A 13,144-nucleotide genomic window follows, 5' to 3' on the forward strand; every position below is an offset into this window, starting at 1 on the left:
AATTTAATAGTAGCAATCAAAATCATTAACTAATTGTTTTTTAAAGATTTAAATCACAACTCACATAATAACCAAACAAGCCAATAACAAATAAAAACGATTGACTAAAGCGAAAAAAAATGGATAATAAGCAGGGTAAGGATTTTTCATTGTTTTCTTTCCTTATATTCCTTATATTTCATGTTGGCCTGTATAGTTTTATACAGGTCTTTTTTTATTCTTGAACTATTTATGAAATCCCTTCATAAAAAGAGTATAATGATCACTCCATAAAATATGTTCTAAAGTCTACCCTAAATAGAGCGTTATATTTATTAAGAGGATTTGATTATGTCTTTTAGTATTCCACACCTTTTAGTGTTTCTTGCTGTCGTTATTTTATTATTTGGCACTAAAAAGTTGCGTAATTTAGGTTCTGATCTTGGTTCAGCATTAAAAGGCTTCAAGAAAGCAATGAATGACGATGATATTGAACCCCAAAATGATGATAAGTTAGATAATAAATAGTTTTGCTTCTAGGTATGAATATTCAATTTGATGTAGCAATTGTAGGGGGCGGATTAGTTGGTTTAGCAACTGCTTGCGCACTTAGCCAATACGCGCTAAAAATAGCGATTATAGATACTAAAATTCACCAGCACCAATCTTTCTCACAGAATGAAATAGGCATTAGAGCCTCAGCTATTAATGGCGCAAGTCAACATTACTTTTCGCAAATAGGTATATGGAATGATTTATGTGCAAGTAAACGTGTACAAGAATTTACTGAAATAGGTGTATGGGAAAAAAATGGCCAAGCTCATTTATCTGCTCATGCCAAAGATTATGGGTATTCCAATCTTGGCTATATAATCGAAAATAATATTATTTCTCATTACCTTTACCAATATGCTTTAAATTGTAGCAATATTAATATTTATAATTGCGAGGCAATTGACTGTGCATTTAATGATGATTTTGCTTTTTTGACACTTGCTAATAAAGCTATCTTACAGACTAAATTACTAATTGGTGCAGATGGTGCTCATTCCTGGGTACGTCAACGCAAAAATATTTCTGTTTTTGAACGCGATTATCTGCATCATGCTGTTATTACAACGGTTGAAACCGAGTACCCTCACCAATCTTGTGCGAGGCAGATTTTTTATCCAAATGGTATTGTGGCTTTTCTGCCCTTGTGGCAGGCCAACAAAAGTTGTTTGGTTTGGTCAACAAAACCAGATAATGCTATAAGTTTAGCTTCTCTATCTGAATCAGAGTTTTCTGATGAGTTATTTCGGTTAACTGGCGATAAAGTCGGTCAATGTCAGTTAATTAACCCTCGTATGGTATTTCCATTAAAAGCCCGCATTGCAAGACAATTTATTCAACATCGGCTTGTCTTAATTGGTGATGCGGCTCATACCATTCATCCTTTAGCTGGGCAAGGTGTAAATTTAGGTTTTCAAGATTCTGCATTATTAGTCTCAACAATTAAAACATTAATCGATGAACAAAAAGATATTGGTTTAGTTTGCAATTTAAAACCATTTCAGTTTACTCGTCGTAAAGATACTTTAGTGATGTTAGCAGCAATGCAAACAATTCAAGATATGTTTAATGGTGATAATTTGCTTAAAAAGATGATAAGAACAGTAGGAATGAATACTATTGATTGTTGTTCTCCAATAAAAAAACAAATTATCAAATATGCTATGCGTATTTAACCGCCATCTTTTAACAATACTCTTGTGGTTTTGCTACAAGAGTTAATCATATTATTTTAAAACAGCTTGATAACATCTTAATATAAAATAGGATACAGGAACAGATGAAACCTAACAAGACGCACATTATGCAGATGTTAACTAAATATAGCTCAACTACATCGCCAACGATTAGCTCATGCTTGAGCTAAATAAACCATTGCACATTAAGCGATGATAATTAGTTACGATATTGTTGTTCAAATATAGTCATTTTTATATCCTTATCTAAAATTACGATTTGCTTTTATGTATATCTTGTTTTTTATTTAAAGCTTAGATTTTTTCAATAATTTTTCTAACTGTCATTTCATCAAATATTTTTGGTAAATAGCCACACAGACCTTTGTTCTGGAAAGCAAATCAGCCATGTTTTTTATTATTCGCAACATCGATGTTATGTAACAAGCCATTTTTATGATTAACCGCTATAGACTTCTGGATATCTTTTACAAAGTATTAAACATAACACCCATTGAATATAAAACACTAAAATAAGCCACATGATTTTTATATGAATTAAATATTAACCCTCGGGGCTAACACAGATAATAAATCATTTACGTTTGTTAATAACTTTAAGATTTTTGATGAGTTTTAATATAAAAAAACCAACTAGTAATGCCTAATATTGCCAAGGAAGTACTTGCAATAATTATCGCTTTCCATCCGTAATTGCTAAACAAATAAGTCGATCCAGCAGAGCCTAGCATTCCACCAATAAAATAACATACCATATAACCCGTGTTCATTCGGCTACGTGCTTCTGGTCTGATTTGATAAATAGCATTCATATTAGAAACATGAGTAACTTGTACAGCAAAATCTAATAAAACCACACCTAGAATTAAAGCAGTAATGGAATATTGAGCGAATGAAAGTGGTAGCCAAGATAATAGTAATAAGCTTAATCCAATGGTTGTTGCAATATAACCTTTGCCTTTGTCTGACAGTTTTCCAACTATTGGCGATCCCATCGCTCCTGCAGCTCCCGCTAATCCAAATAAACCAATCATAAAATCAGAATAGTGATATGGTGCATTAGTTAACAAAAAGGCAAGTGGTGTCCATAATAATGAAAATAGCGAAAATGAGATAATAGCTAATAATGAGCGAATTCTTAATATCGGTTCTTGTTTATATAATGAACCAATTGAGCATAAAAGTTGAAAATAATTAATATTAATGGTATTACTATATTTTGGTAGTGAAATCGAAAGCAATAGTGTCACAATAATCATAAAACCTGTTGCAATCCAATATACACCATGCCAATCCGCAATTGAGGATATAGCGCCAGCAAAAGTTCTTCCCAATAAAATACCTAGTAACATACCGCTCATTAAAGTACCAACAACTTTACCTCGATGATCTGGCCTTGAGAGTGTTGCCGCAAAAGGTATTAAGACTTGAGCAACCGTTGAAAATAAACCTGTCATTGCGGTACCGATGATAAGCATCCATATATTTTGAGATAATGCGCTTACCATAAGTCCACAAGTGGATAATATCATTAAAATAATAATTAACCGATTACGCTCTACCTTATCACCAAGTGGTGTAATAAATAGCAAGCCTATGGCATAACTAAATTGTGCAGCCATAATGATTGCTCCAGCATGTTCTACTTTTATATGTAGATTATTTGTAATTGAATGTAATAGCGGTTGAGCGTAATAATTGCTAGCAATTGTAATACCAATAGCAAATGCCATTAAAAAGACTAAGTAGCCAGATAAGCCTTGATGTTGTTTGTTTTGCATAATTAAATAGAATTAAAAATAATCAGTAATTATATCCTAAAAATAGCATGAGTATTGATAAACAAACGTTAACAAGACGTTTGTTTTAATAAGTTATAAACAGGTGTTGCAAGCCCTATTTTTACATTGTCGGATTTTAGGTTATACCAATAACCGCAAGGTTGTTCCCAACATTTTGTATGTTTAGTAATTACACAATAAATTGGAACAATATCTAAGTGAAAGTGGCTAAATGTATGGCGAAATGCAATAAGTTGCTTGGGTTTTGTGGTTTCAATACCTTGTTTTTTTAACCAGTCAGTTAATGCTTGTTGGCTTGCAAACTGAGGCAAACAGTATAATCCTCCCCATATGCCAGACGGAGGTCTTTTTTCAAGCCAAATCGTATTATTATATTCCAGCATTAAAAAATAGGCTGTCTTTGCAGGAATGGTACTTTTAGTTTTTTTGGTTGGGTATTGTTGCCAACTTTCTGTCTTATAAGCTAAGCAGTTACCATGCAAAGGGCATAAAGTGCACTTAGGTTTACTGCGAGTACAAACCGTTGCACCTATATCCATCATGGCTTGATTAAACTTTGCAACATCTTGCTTAGGTGTCACTCGCTTGCTTAATTCCCAGAGCTTATTTTCAATCTTTTTAATACCTGGCCAGCCTTCAACAGCAAAATATCGAGTGAGCACACGTTTTACATTGCCATCTAAAATGGGATAATGCTGATTTTGCGAAAGAGATAAAATAGCGCCAGCAGTTGAACGCCCCACACCAGGCAGCGCCACCACATCATCAAATTGTGTTGGAAATGAGCCATTAAATTTTTCCGCAATTGTTTGTGCTGCCTTATGTAAATTGCGCGCTCTTGCATAGTAACCCAGTCCAGTCCAAAGATGTAATACATCATCAAGTGGTGCTTGTGCTAGGTCTGTTATCTTAGGAAATTGCTCAATAAATCGGTTAAAGTAAGGAATCACCGTTGCAACTTGTGTTTGTTGCAACATCACTTCTGATAACCAAACATGATAGGCGCTTTTTTCGAGTTGCCATGGTAATGATTTTCTACCATACTTCTCATACCAGTTAAGCACCGCTTGTGAAAAATGTTGCATTGTCATAATGGTTACATTATAGAAACAATAGAATCACTTGGATAGCACCCAAGCACTTTGGTATATAACGTCATTGACGCTAACTCTTTAAGCGCTGTTTGTATTTCATAAGAATGAATGTTGCCATGTAAATCAATATAAAACATTTCTTCCCATGGTGTACCATGAATTGGACGTGATTCAAGCTTAGTCATGATGATATTATGATTGCGTAATACTAATAACGCATCAACTAAAGCACCAGCTTGTTGGCCTGTTTTCATTAAAATAGTGGTTTTAGCAGGAATTTGATCTGAAACCGCAATTGGTTGTCTTGCAAGCACGATAAAACGCGTTATGTTCTCTTTTTGATTAGCAAAGTTATGTTCAAGAACTTGTAATCCATATAATTCGCCACCATCCTTATTCCCCATTGCGGCAACATTCGGCTTATTCAATTTAGCAACGGTTTCCATTGCTGATGAAGTACTATCACAATATACAATCTTCCAATGAGGGTGACTTTCTAAGAAATTACTACATTGCTGGAAGGGTTGTGGGTGGCTATAAATAGTGTCGATTTGCTCTAATTGCGAATTCGGCATGGCAAGCACACAATGATCAATAGGTAATGAAAGCTCGCCAATAATATGCAAGTTGGTTTTTTGTAATAAGTCATACACTTCGTTAATTGAACCAGAGCTAGAGTTTTCTATCGGTAAAATTCCATAGTCGACTTCGCCCCTTTCAACCTGCTCAAATACATCTTTGAATGAAGTACAACTAGATTCGATCATCTGATCTAAGTGAGCACTTGCATAACGGCGTGTTGCTGAATGTGAATAAGAACCCTTAGGTCCTAAAAAAGCGACTTTGGCTGTGGCGATAATATCGTCATTCAGTTTTTCTTGTAAAATTTTTTGTTGTAATAGGACTGAGTCTTCAATAATTAATTGATATAAACGTTTAATAAACACATCATCAAGATGATAGTTTTTCCCTTGATTAATTAATGAAATAATAAGTGAACGCTCACGCTCCATATCGCGAACAGGAATATTTGCTCCAATTTTTGTGTGAATAACTTGTGTTGAAAGATTACGCCGTTTAGCAATAAGCTCTAACAACATCTTATCAAGTTCATTAATTTTATCGCGTAAAGGTAACAAAGGATTTGTAGTCATTTTTATAATGATATTAAAAAAAGATAGGTTGTATTATAACAAGCAAAAAAATAAAGGCACTATCGAAGTGCCTTTTTATTGCATCGAAAAAATAAATCAAATTTCTTCTAATACAGTATCTTTTATACTGCTTGTCGCTCGGCGTGCTTCACCTTTATGTTGCAGTTTATTAAGCTGTTTTTCAAGCTTTTCAATAAGGTCATTAATCGCTGCATACATATCAATATGTTTAGCTGACGCCACTAATGGTGTACCTTTTGTGATAATGGTTGCATCAACGACAAAGCCGTCTGGCTCTTTGCATAAAATAAAATGAGGATTTATTAATTGTGCTCGCCATTTGTCCAATTTAGTATATTTTTCTTCTAAATAGCTACGCATAGCAGGAGTAATATCCATTTGTTTACTGGTAATATTTAACGCCATAATTAATCTCCTTGTTTTTTCAGACGATGGTTAATGCCGTTATTGATTTGAGCCATTTTCATGATTATACAGTGCCAAATTATATTTGGCTCGTCAATATAATCTTTATTATTAATCCTATTTTGTGATTGTTGTCTAAAAAATTCAATTTTACATTTTATGCTAATTTACTATTAATAGCAGTTAATCACATGTTGTTTTTTTATTATTTTTATAATGGAAAACAATTTTATTAATATCTAATCGTATCAGTAATCACCTATATTCTGCACCTTAATGCCATTTTAGTATATACTTATTTTATGCATTTTTTAGTTATGATTGATTAATACTTTAATGAGGATGATGTGAATTATTTAGATAATGTAAAAATTGTTTTAGTCGAAACATCGCATACAGGCAACATGGGTTCTGCGGCAAGAGCAATGAAAACAATGGGATTAACTAACCTTTGTTTAGTCAACCCAATCATCAAACCTGATTCTCAATCGATTTCGTTAGCGGCAGGAGCTAGTGATATTATTAAAAATACACAACTCTTTGCATCGCTTGAGCAAGCAATTGCCGATTGTACTTTAGTAATTGGCACTAGTGCACGTTCTCGTAGTTTACAATGGCCTCATTTAACACCGAAAGAGTGTAGTGATAAAATTATTCAAGAAACGACCAATACTCGTTCTAAAGTTGCTTTAGTGTTTGGGCGTGAGCGAGTTGGTTTAACCAATGAAGAATTGCAAAAGTGCCATTACCATGTCGAAATTCCTGCTAATCCTGATTATAGTTCTCTAAATTTGGCAATGTCAGTACAAGTTTTGTGCTACGAAATTCGCATGTCAATGCTAAATCTTGACGATCAGCGTTCTGAATTAAAAAGCAACGGCAATATAAACTCAGAGTTTCCGGTAGATGCTGATATAGAGCGTTTTTACCAGCATTTAGAACAAACTTTATTACAGACAGGTTTTATCAATGCCAATCATCCAGGGCAAATTATGGGACGTTTACGTCGATTATTTACTCGAGCGCGTATTGAACAACAAGAGTTAAATATTTTACGCGGCATTTTAACGTCGATAGATAAAAAGTTGTGATAACTGATAAAAAACCCACTAATAAGTGGGCGTTTTTTTTAAGAATGGCTGATTGTAATAACCAAAAATTAGCCGATTAATTTTTTTTGCGCCAAGTAGTACCATTTGCACCATCTTCAAGAACGATATTCATCGCATTTAATTTGTCTCGAGCTTCATCTGCTTGCACCCAATTCTTGCTCGCTCTTGCTTCGTTGCGTTGTTTAATTAATGCTTCAATTAATGCACTATCAGCATCCTCTTGATTGTCACCTTGTAAAAACTTTACAGGATCTTGTTCCAATAGCCCCAGCACTGATGATAAATAACGTAATTCAGCAGCTAATTCATTAGCGAGTGGCATATTATTATCTGCTTTAGCTTTATTGATTTCGCGGGCAAGGTCAAAAAGAGTTGAATAGGCTTCAGGTGTATTAAAATCATCATTCATTGCGTCACAAAATTGGCGGTAATAGTTACTATCAGGTGTTGTGTGTGAATGAGCAGGATCGGTGTCTCGTAATGCAGTGTATAGCCGCTCTAGCGCTACTCTTGCTTGTTTTAGATTTTCTTCACTATAGTTTAATTGGCTTCGATAATGACCAGATAGTAAAAAATAACGTACTGTTTCGGCATCATAATGCGCTAATACATCACGAATAGTGAAAAAGTTATTGAGTGATTTTGACATTTTTTCTTGGTCTATCATGACCATGCCTGAATGCATCCAATAATTGACGTATTGCCCATCGTGTGCGCAAGTTGATTGGGCAATTTCATTTTCATGATGTGGGAACATTAAATCAGAACCACCACCATGAATATCAAAATGATTGCCTAATTGGTAACTGTTCATCGCAGAGCATTCAATATGCCAACCAGGACGACCTTTTCCCCATGGTGAGTCCCAACTTGGTTCGTTAGGCTTTGACATCTTCCATAATACAAAATCCATTGGATTACGTTTAACATCCACCACATCAACTCGCGCTCCTGCTTGAAGCTGTTCTAAATTTTGGCGAGATAAAATACCATAATTTGGATCACTATCTACCGAAAACATAACATCGCCGTTATCGGCAATATAAGCATGATTTTTTAAAATTAATTCTTCAACTAATTGAATGATTTGTGGCATATGATGCGTCGCACGAGGTTCAAAATCAGGGCGTTTTATATTAAGTGCATCAAAATCTGCATACATTTCATCTAGCATTCGATTAGTAAGTTGATCACAGGTTTCGCCGTTTTCGAGCGCACGTTTAATAATCTTGTCATCAACATCAGTAATATTGCGCACATAAGTTAAATCATAACCTAAAAAACGTAAATATCGCGTGATAATATCGAATGCCACAAACGTGCGTCCATGACCAATATGACAAAGATCATAAATAGTGACGCCACAGACATAGAGCCCGACTTTATTTGGAGTAATTGGTTGAAAGGTTTCTTTTTCTCTAGTTAATGTGTTGAATATTTTTAACATTATAATCTACAAGTTAAATTTAATGGATTTTGTTAAATAATATAACAAAAATCGAGATATGGCGAAATTACTTATTATTAACTTTGTAAGGAAAAATAGACAAATTTAAAATAGTAAGCAATTTTTGCCTCTTAAATAAATCATTAATCAGTTACACTGAGCATGTTCATTTATTGAAAAATACGCTAAAGGATCAAGGAATCTATTTCCATAACCTGAAAAATATTATGGTAAATTAGTTTTTTTATGCGATTAGAAGACTTATTTGAATCGTGTAAGCAAACATGCATATTTAAGTTATTCATCACCCAATTAATTCAAATATACGTTAAAAGATTTATTTAATAAAAATGACAATTAAAATGAAGACTGATTAATGATAGCCTAAATTAGGTGATAAAAAATAATCCTTACGCGCATTATTTAGTTATTATTTCAAACAAAGGCTAAAATAGTTAATCTATAAAAGTGGAATTAACAACGGCTGTTGTTTCTATTTAGAAGAGTTAAATTTCTTTTCAAGTTATTCGGCATTAGAATAAGAGGGAGAAAGCGTCTGATAGTTTAAATTATAGGATTATCTAAATTGGCGGTTTCCCGCCAATTTAGCATAAAAACAACTATTGTTTTAAATGGCGATAAATAAAAATAACCACAATCGCCCCAAGCACTGAAATTAACAAACTAGGGAAGTTAAATCCTGTCACACTCCCCCAACCAAAGAAGGTGCTAATATATCCACCTACTAAGGCTCCCGCAATGCCTAATAAAATCGTTTTTATCACCCCTACACTTCCTAAGGGCATAAAAAACTTCGCAATCCAGCCGGCAATTAATCCTAGAATTATCCAACTTATAATACCCATGATAATTTCCTTTTGTTATTGAACTTAGTTTTAGTTTACTCAGATTAAATAAAAAATCTAACAGGTGTTGATATTTAATGTAATAGCTTTAATCAATTAATTAAAAGTAAAAAACAATATTCAAAATAGATTAATAACTAATGTCAATCAATTTAACAATAGATGATTAACCTAAAAAATTACCTATATATGAGTGCAGTAGATAAAATATTACTAATTCATTAATAATTTATCTTTATATAACTCGTTATAATTAAAATTGATGGAATTTTGTTCTTATTTTTAACATAGGTTATGTATTAAAACAAGAAAATAATTATGAATAAGTAAAAAGGAGATTAAATCTCCCTTTTAATATTACTGTTCAAAAATTGTTTTATGCAGAATTTTAATAATTGCTTCTGCATCATTGCTTTTTGCCAAAAGGCAAAGATTGTGGGTGCTTGCTCCATAACAGCAAAGTCTAATAATAAAATCATCTAGTACACCAAAAACTTCTTTGGCTATACCCTGTGTTGTAGTTAAATTATTTCCAATAATAGCAATTAAAGCCAAGTCTTCTTCAACTGTTACATGGCAAACGGTTGACAGTTCATCAAATAGTTCTTTCGTTAACAAACTGCTACCGTTGGTATTAGTACCTGTGGTATCAATAGTTAATGCGATACTTACTTCAGATGTTGTCACTAAATCAACCGAAATATTATGTTTAGCTAATATTGTAAACACATTTGCTAGAAAGCCTTGTGCATGAAGCATATTTAGGCTAGTTAGCGTCAGCAAAGTTTGTTTGCGACGTAACGCCAACGCTCTAAATACAGGCAATTTAGATGTAATGCTATTAGTGTTGTAAACAATAGTTCCCCCTTCTTGCGGAGCTTTACTGGAACCGACAAAAACAGGAATATTACTACGTACGGCTGGAACCAGTGTTGCTGGGTGTAGCACTTTTGCGCCAAATGTTGCCATTTCTGTGGCTTCAGCAAACGATATCTCATCAATGCGCTTAGCGGCAGGGGTAATACGAGGATCGTTGGTATAAATCCCTGCAACATCTGTCCAAATATCAATTTGACTTGCATTTAATGCTTCACCTAATAAAGCTGCTGTATAATCGCTTCCACCACGACCTAACGTAGTGGTTTTACCAGAACTTTCACTACCAATAAAACCTTGTGTCACAATAACACTGCTATTATTTAGTGATTTTAAATGAGCACAACAAAGCTGTTTAATATCCTCAATTTTAGGCGTGGCTTTACCAAATTTATCATCGGTGCGCATCACTTTACGTACATCAAACCACATAGCATTTGTTTGCTTTTCTTTTAATATTTCGACAAACAGTTTTGATGACATAATTTCGCCATGACTTACAAGCTCATCTGTTAATGCCGGTGAAGTTGCTAAACTAGCGGCCTCAGACAAAGAAGCTATGTTAGCAATGATTTGGTCGATTTCGCTTCGTAGTTTAGGGTTTTCTGGCAATTGTTCTAAGATGCCGTATTGGATTGATTGAATTTTAGCAATATGTTGAGTGCGCACCTCAGCGTCACGTCCTTCAGCTAATGCAACTAGTAAATTTGTCACGCCAGCAGAAGCCGATAATACAACAACTTTTACGTTGGGATTAGCGATTACAATATTGGCACTATTTACCATTGCTGAATAATCGGCAACACTAGTACCGCCAAATTTAGCAATTACAAATGATGTTTCCATGAATTCCTCATATTAAAAATTTTTATTTTTAACAGAGTTAGAGCGGGAATGTCCTATTTACAATTAAAAAGCACAAACCGTGAAGCGCTCCACCTGTTAAGGTGACAACCCAAGGGATTCAGCCCTTGCAGTCGATTTGATTGCTTCTGGATTGGCAATCAAACCTCGGCATTACATCCCCTCAATCATTTATTAGTGGCTCCAGTTCCTAAAATGATTTACCTGAGTAATGCACCTCTTCGTTTTTGCAACTTCTGTTACGAAATCAGCGTTGTATAGCATTAACGATTTTATTAATTGTGTCAATAGGTTAAACTTTAAAATTTATTCGACCTGAATATAACGAAATTAAAAGCGCTATAATTCTCGCTCAAATAGTTCAATAATGGTTTGGTACAATTTTTTTACAGTATATTCTTTGGTTGGTGTACTAAAAATTGTATCATCGCCAGCAATTGAGCCCAAAATCCCCTCTGATTTACCGATAGAATCTAACAAACGAGCAATTAGTTGAGCAGCGCCTGGACTGGTTTTTATGACCACCATTGAACTATTGAAATCAATATCGAGGACTAAATTTTTTAATGGACTACTAGTTGTTGGTACACTTATTTCTGCAGGCAAACAATAGACCATTTCGGATTTTGCATTACGGGTTCTCACTGCGCCAAATTTGGTAAGCATGCGTGAGACTTTGGATTGATTGATATTATCAAAACCTTGTTCTTGCAACGCTTGGACGATTTCTACTTGCGAACTAAACTTCTCTTGGCGAAGCATCTCTTTAAATGTCTTAGTGAGATCGGTTGATTTCATAATGTTCCTTGTTTCTTTACTTGTTACTTTTTCTACTAATACATGCAGTTATAATACCGAGAATAAAACTGCGTACTATTCACGCTAGCTTACTCCACGATTTTTTAGATAGTATTAATAACCGTTATTTATATTGATAAATTATACATCTAACGCATAATTATCATATACATAATTATGCGTTAAATTTGCATAAAATTAAAGATTTGACTGAATTGCATCTTTAGGGCGAAAAGACTTGACTATATGATCATGGGTTTCGATATAAGGCCCGTCTAATAGTTGTATACAATAGGGGATACTAGCAAATATACCGTTAATAATGACATTGCCTTGATTATCTTTAACCCCCTCAAGCGTTTCTTTGATTGATTTTGGTCTGCCTGGTAGATTTATAATTAAGCATTTTTTACGAATAACACCAACTTGCCTAGATAAAATCGCAGTTGGCACAAAATGTAAACTGATTTGCCGCATTTGCTCACCATAACCAGGCATCACCCGATCGGCGATCGCTAATGTTGCATCAGGCGTTACATCTCTCATGGCAGGGCCAGTTCCACCCGTAGTTAAAATTAAATGGCAATGTAAATTATCAACCAGCTCGCATAATGTTTGTTCGATGATAGTTTGCTCATCAGGAATAATATAATTTTCGGTAATAAAAGGCGTTTTTAGTGTTGTTTGCAACCATGATATTAATGATGGAATACCTTCATCTTGGTAAACACCTCTTGAAGCTCTGTCAGATACTGAAATTAAGCCAATTTTAAACATAACACTTATTCCTTAAGCAATAATTAGATATACAGACACAATTGAATTCACTGTGTTAGTGACCACATTCAATAATATGCACCATAATATCGAAATGATAATTTATTTCTTTGGTATAAATAAAATTAAACCGTTCTTTACAATAAATTGATTATATTGTCGATTCATTTAACATGATATTATATCACTTAAATAGTAATT

The 13,144-nt window shown here is 34.0% G+C and carries 12 protein-coding genes and 1 riboswitch; of the genes, 3 read left to right on the forward strand and 9 right to left on the reverse strand.

What is annotated here, in order from left to right:
- The first annotated feature begins 330 nt into the window (after positions 1-330).
- Both A9G30_RS12295 and A9G30_RS02250 read left to right on the forward strand, forming a co-directional pair.
- Positions 331-507, forward strand: a complete 177-nt coding sequence (locus A9G30_RS12295) for a Sec-independent protein translocase subunit TatA (RefSeq protein WP_081295562.1) — start codon at positions 331-333, stop codon at positions 505-507.
- Positions 508-521: 14 nt separating this feature from the next.
- Positions 522-1,706, forward strand: coding sequence for an FAD-dependent monooxygenase (locus A9G30_RS02250; RefSeq protein ID WP_065587908.1), 1,185 nt, complete (start codon positions 522-524; stop codon positions 1,704-1,706).
- 617 nt (positions 1,707-2,323) lie between these two features.
- Here A9G30_RS02250 and A9G30_RS02255 read toward each other — a convergent pair.
- From A9G30_RS02255 to raiA, 4 genes are all read right to left on the reverse strand, one after another.
- Positions 2,324-3,508 carry an MFS transporter gene (locus A9G30_RS02255; protein WP_065587909.1) on the reverse strand — a complete coding sequence of 395 codons (1,185 nt, stop codon included), beginning with the start codon at positions 3,506-3,508 and terminating at the stop codon, positions 2,324-2,326.
- A 68-nt stretch (positions 3,509-3,576) separates the two neighbouring features.
- Entirely contained in the window at positions 3,577-4,620 is a 1,044-nt protein-coding gene (mutY, locus tag A9G30_RS02260; protein WP_065587910.1) for an A/G-specific adenine glycosylase, read from the reverse strand.
- Between the two features lie 5 nt (positions 4,621-4,625).
- The gene (gene pheA, locus A9G30_RS02265) at positions 4,626-5,777 is read right to left on the reverse strand and encodes a bifunctional chorismate mutase/prephenate dehydratase (RefSeq protein WP_065587911.1); all 1,152 of its coding nucleotides are present in this window, start codon (positions 5,775-5,777) and stop codon (positions 4,626-4,628) included.
- Between the two features lie 96 nt (positions 5,778-5,873).
- Complete coding sequence (gene raiA / locus A9G30_RS02270; protein WP_065567725.1) at positions 5,874-6,203, reverse strand: ribosome-associated translation inhibitor RaiA; 330 nt, start codon at positions 6,201-6,203, stop codon at positions 5,874-5,876.
- Between the two features lie 404 nt (positions 6,204-6,607).
- On the opposite strand from raiA, the gene trmJ reads away from it, so the two are divergent.
- Complete coding sequence (gene trmJ, locus A9G30_RS02275) at positions 6,608-7,294, forward strand: tRNA (cytosine(32)/uridine(32)-2'-O)-methyltransferase TrmJ (protein WP_065587922.1); 687 nt, start codon at positions 6,608-6,610, stop codon at positions 7,292-7,294.
- 76 nt (positions 7,295-7,370) lie between these two features.
- Here trmJ and cysS read toward each other — a convergent pair whose 3' ends face one another.
- The 5 genes from cysS to mog all read right to left on the reverse strand — a co-directional run bounded on the left by cysS (position 7,371) and on the right by mog (position 12,943).
- Positions 7,371-8,762 (reverse strand): cysteine--tRNA ligase, encoded by a 1,392-nt coding sequence (gene cysS / locus A9G30_RS02280; protein ID WP_065587912.1) that lies wholly within the window; start codon positions 8,760-8,762, stop codon positions 7,371-7,373.
- Between the two features lie 620 nt (positions 8,763-9,382).
- Positions 9,383-9,628 carry a GlsB/YeaQ/YmgE family stress response membrane protein gene (locus tag A9G30_RS02285; RefSeq protein ID WP_065567727.1) on the reverse strand — a complete coding sequence of 82 codons (246 nt, stop codon included), beginning with the start codon at positions 9,626-9,628 and terminating at the stop codon, positions 9,383-9,385.
- 357 nt (positions 9,629-9,985) lie between these two features.
- Complete coding sequence (lysC, locus tag A9G30_RS02290; protein WP_065587913.1) at positions 9,986-11,350, reverse strand: lysine-sensitive aspartokinase 3; 1,365 nt, start codon at positions 11,348-11,350, stop codon at positions 9,986-9,988.
- A gap of 74 nt (positions 11,351-11,424) precedes the next feature.
- Positions 11,425-11,598: riboswitch (Lysine riboswitch) on the reverse strand.
- A 109-nt stretch (positions 11,599-11,707) separates the two neighbouring features.
- The gene (gene argR / locus A9G30_RS02295) at positions 11,708-12,166 is read right to left on the reverse strand and encodes a transcriptional regulator ArgR (RefSeq protein WP_065579746.1); all 459 of its coding nucleotides are present in this window, start codon (positions 12,164-12,166) and stop codon (positions 11,708-11,710) included.
- Between the two features lie 198 nt (positions 12,167-12,364).
- Positions 12,365-12,943: a molybdopterin adenylyltransferase gene (gene mog, locus A9G30_RS02300; protein WP_065587914.1), complete on the reverse strand. Its 579-nt coding sequence runs from the start codon at positions 12,941-12,943 to the stop codon at positions 12,365-12,367.
- Positions 12,944-13,144: the final 201 nt, after the last annotated feature.

Source organism: Gilliamella sp. Fer4-1 (assembly GCF_001690515.1).
Lineage (GTDB): Bacteria > Pseudomonadota > Gammaproteobacteria > Enterobacterales > Orbaceae > Gilliamella > Gilliamella apicola_C.